Origin of the sequence: uncultured Escherichia sp., from assembly GCF_948475835.1 — a bacterium.
Taxonomy (GTDB): Bacteria; Pseudomonadota; Gammaproteobacteria; order Enterobacterales; family Enterobacteriaceae; genus ECMA0423.
In genome coordinates this window covers 1-3,835 of sequence record NZ_CAOLGM010000213.1, presented here as the reverse complement: position 1 = coordinate 3,835, position 3,835 = coordinate 1, and the positions used below count along the sequence as shown (strand labels likewise).

At 50.1% G+C, this 3,835-nt stretch carries 4 protein-coding genes; 1 reads left to right on the top strand and 3 read right to left on the bottom strand.

The features are described from left to right. The 3 genes from QZF50_RS22935 to ldcA all read right to left on the bottom strand — a co-directional run. On the bottom strand, positions 1–342 hold a 342-nt coding region (locus QZF50_RS22935), incomplete at its 3' end, for a transposase (RefSeq protein ID WP_290389012.1). A 314-nt stretch (positions 343–656) separates the two neighbouring features. After that, a complete protein-coding gene (locus QZF50_RS22930) occupies positions 657–2,393 on the bottom strand; it encodes a potassium/proton antiporter (protein WP_000340206.1) in 1,737 nt (578 codons plus the stop codon). A 94-nt stretch (positions 2,394–2,487) separates the two neighbouring features. Further along, the gene (ldcA, locus tag QZF50_RS22925; RefSeq protein WP_000051548.1) at positions 2,488–3,402 is read right to left on the bottom strand and encodes a muramoyltetrapeptide carboxypeptidase; all 915 of its coding nucleotides are present in this window, start codon (positions 3,400–3,402) and stop codon (positions 2,488–2,490) included. A 99-nt stretch (positions 3,403–3,501) separates the two neighbouring features. On the opposite strand from ldcA, the gene emtA reads away from it, so the two are divergent. Beyond that, a partial coding sequence (emtA, locus tag QZF50_RS22920) for a membrane-bound lytic murein transglycosylase EmtA (RefSeq protein WP_148939166.1) occupies positions 3,502–3,835 on the top strand: 334 nt, incomplete at its 3' end.

Below are 3,835 nucleotides of genomic sequence, written 5' to 3'. Positions count from 1 at the left end.
CTTTTTATTTTTTCGAATGAAAGCATCTTCGCCATATTTTCTATATTTTTCAAGCCAGTTGCATACAGTACCAAAGGCTGGTATTCCGTGTTTTACCGCTACTTCACGAACAGAAAAACAGTCATCCACGACTTCTTTTACTACTGTGAGTTTTAACTCAGCAGAATAGCGTCCTTTTTTACCCGTAAGTATGCTTATCCCATGTTCCCGATAGGCATAAGCCCATTTTCTTACTGTGCAGGGACTGATACCGTACATCCTTGCTACAGATTTCAGACTCAACTCTCCCTCCAGGTACTTTTCTGATACTACCTTTTTGAACTCCAATGAAAACTTTTCCATGCATCCTCAGTTTTTGGTCTGGTGTCTAACCTTTGGGGCGCAGTTCAAAAGAATGGACACTATTTCCCCGGAACCTGAACTCACCGCACAGGCGTTCTACATAAAACGCTTACGCTTCATTGTTGACTCGAACTCGACTTCAGATAAATCACGCTTTACCCTTGATGGAGCCTGTACATAGATTTGTGTAATTGCCTGATTTTGATATGTTCAATTCAACATCAAATGAAGGTTAAATTATGGACGACAAACAATTGCAGGCTCAGGCTGCGTTCAGCAAAGCATCGCAACCGGCGATAGATGCTTCATTAAATTTAAGATTCAGCTTCCTCTTCAGCCACCCGTACGCCAATCTTCAACACTTCATTATCTTCTTTCTCGGCCACCGTCCAGATCATCCCGGCAAACTCTACTTGGTCACCGACAACCGGTGCCGCGCCTAACAACTGCTGGACAATTTCACCCAGCGTTTGCTGCTTATCACGATATTCTCGCCCGTCTTCCAGGCCATATATCAGCGCAACATCAGCATATTTGGCGCTGGCTTCGAGAATGAAGTCACCAAAGAAGCGTTGATCCAGCGCGACCGGCGGCGACTGGCTGAACAGTTTACCGAGCGCCGGAAGATCGCGTTCCCGACCAATTACACACAACACATCGCCTTCGCGCAGTCGGGTGCTGCCGGTAGGATGAAGCAACTGGTTATCACGAAACAGTGCCGCAATACGCGTCTCTTTTGGCATATGCAAATCGCGCAGTGCCGCGCCCACGCACCATTTATCGGCACTCAATTGATAAACAAACTGCTCCCACGGATTTTCCGGATGAATATCCAGGCCAACGCGTGACACCGGACGTCCCACTGGCGGAACCACCACTTTGGCTTTTTTAGCCGCCCACGAGAGTGATGTTCCCTGCAAGAGCAGTGAAACCAGAACCACAAAGAAGGCGACATTAAAGAACAGACGTGCATTCTCCAGCCCCGCCATCATCGGGAACACGGCCAGGATGATTGGCACCGCGCCGCGTAATCCTACCCAGCTGATAAACACGCGCTCACGCAGATTGAAACCGCGGAAGGGGAGCAATCCAGCAAATACCGAAAGGGGACGGGCGAAGAATATCATCCATGCCGACAAAATGAGCGCCGGAATGGCAATAGGCAGCAGATCGCTTGGGTTAACCAATAGCCCCAGCACCAGGAACATGGCGATTTGCGCCAGCCAGGCGAGGCCGTCGAAATTTTGCAGGATGCCGTAGCGGTTGCGAATCGGCCGATTACCCAGCAGAAAACCGCACAGATAAACAGCCAGAATACCGCTGCCTTCCAGCGCCGTGGTTAAAGCAAAAATTAAAATACCGCCGCTTAATGCCAGCAATGGATATAATCCGGCAGGCAGGGCGATGCGATTAATCATTTGCAGCAGTAAATAACCACCGCCAAGTCCGATGACAATCCCGAGGCCAAATTGCTGCAGAATATCGACCACGAACATCCAACTGACACTGCTTTCATGTTGCTGGATCATCGCAATCAGGGTAATCGTCAGAAAGACCGCCATTGGATCATTACTGCCGGATTCAATTTCCAGCGTCGAGCCAACACGTTCGTTAAGCCCCTTACCACCCAGCAGAGAAAAGACCGCTGCAGCATCGGTAGAGCCGACGATAGCGCCGATTAATAAGCCTTCAATCAAATCAAGATTAAACAGCCACGCCGCCATCATGCCGGTTAAACCAGAGGTGATAAGCACGCCCAGCGTCGCCAGCGACAGTGCCGGTCCTAACGCCACACGAAAGGAACTGGCCTGAGTGCGCATCCCGCCGTCGAGCAAAATAATCGCCAGTGCCAGGTTACTTACCATGTAGGCGAAGGGGTAATTATCAAACGGGATACCGCCGACGCCATCGACTCCTGCCAGCATGCCGATCGCCAGAAAAATAACCAGAATAGGAATGCCAAGACGGGAAGAAAATGAACTAAGTAATATACTGCTGGTGACAAGGATGGATCCTAAGATGAAAAGGCTAATTATTGTTGTGGCATCCAACGGTCGGTTACTCCTGATTACGCTGTCTCTTATATAAACCCTACCATATTAGCGGCAGAGACAGCGTTTTACTTAGCCCTGAAGCGTGATTTTTTTACATTTTAAGAACAGGATGACCGCTAATCGTCAACTGAGTGCCTTCCCGGGTGTTATTCAGAATGGCATGTGCGCCCAACGGCAGCGTAACCGTGCGTTGTTCATGACCAAAATCGAGGCCGGTAATGAGTGGAATCGACAGGCGGGAACGCAAAAACGCGTACACTGACTCCAGGTTGTAACCTGCGTCATAATCATTGGGCGTGCTGCCGCTAAAGCTACCGAGAATAATCGCCTTCTGACGTGGCAAAATTCCCGCATGATAGAGCTGCAACAGCATACGTTCGACGCGGAAAGGGTGCTCGTTAATATCTTCCAGTACCAGGATACCGTTCTCAATTTTTGGCATCCACGGTGTACCAATCAGTGAAATCAGCATCGCAAGATTGCCTCCCCACAACGTGCCTTCGGTCTGACATGTCGGGCCTTCCCCTTGCCATTCAATGGTGAAGGTTTTATTGCGTAACGCCAGCCAGAAATGGTGCTCGGTAAAGGCGTTCAGTTCATCCGCACCAAAGTTTGCTACCAGCATGGGGCCGCTAAAGGTGATGACATTGCCTTGCGCCAGAAGACCGCACTGAATGGCGGTAAAATCGCTATGTCCGCAAATGAGTAACGGGTCATGTTGTTGGCGAGCCACCAGTGCCTGCCAGTCAATATCTGCCAGTAAACGACTGGCACCATAACCGCCGCGTACAGCCAGCACGATGGTGTTGGGGGTAGTCAGTCTGGCAAGGGAATTGAGATCTTCCAGGCGCTCCGTTTCCGTACCCGCAAAACGCTCACAACGACGGGCAATAACCTCGACGTTATTGACCTGATGCCCCTCGTCGGTAAGGCGATGGATACCACGCAGCGCGGCGTGCTGTTTAATGCAGTAACCCGATGGGGCAATTAAGTGAAACAGAGACATGGCAATTCCTTGCTGACAACAGAAACGAAATGTATATCATGCCGCTTAGGTGTGCCGTTGTCACCTCAACGGCGATTCCAGGCTATAAGGATAGAAGAAGTGAAATTGAGATGGTTTGCCTTTTTGATTGTGTTATTAGCGGGTTGTTCATCAAAGCATGACTATACGAACCCGCCGTGGAACGCGAAAGTTCCGGTGCAACGTGCGATGCAGTGGATGCCAATAAGCCAGAAAGCCGGTGCAGCCTGGGGCGTCGATCCACAATTGATCACGGCGATTATCGCTATCGAATCGGGTGGTAATCCGAACGCGGTGAGTAAATCGAATGCCATTGGTTTGATGCAGTTAAAAGCTTCAACCTCCGGACGTGATGTTTATCGCCGTATGGGCTGGAGTGGTGAGCCGACGACCAGCGAGCTGAAAAATCCAGAGC